At 64.0% G+C, this 239-nt stretch carries 1 protein-coding gene; it reads right to left on the reverse strand.

What is annotated here, in order from left to right; genetic code table 11:
- Positions 1 to 41: 41 nt before the first annotated feature.
- Positions 42 to 239: hypothetical protein (locus ACR9ZK_RS23285; RefSeq protein WP_481344281.1), on the reverse strand; the 198-nt coding region annotated here is incomplete at its 5' end.

Raw genomic sequence — 239 nt, forward strand, 5'->3', positions numbered from 1 at the left:
CCCCCCCCCCCCCCCCCTCTTTTCAACCAAAACCCCCCACCCTAGATGTAGCTCCGTCTCGTGGGCTCGGAGATGTGTATAAGAGACAGGCCGTCGCCCGTGCGGAGGATGAGCCGGCCGTCGCTAATGCGGGTGGCGAAGTCGGTGTACCCGTCGCCGTTCCAGTCGCCCGTCGGCACGCTGCGCCTGTCTCTTATACACATCTGACGCTGCCGACGACGGAGAGAGTGTAGATCTCG

The organism is Monashia sp. HAY1-5C (assembly GCF_056755255.1).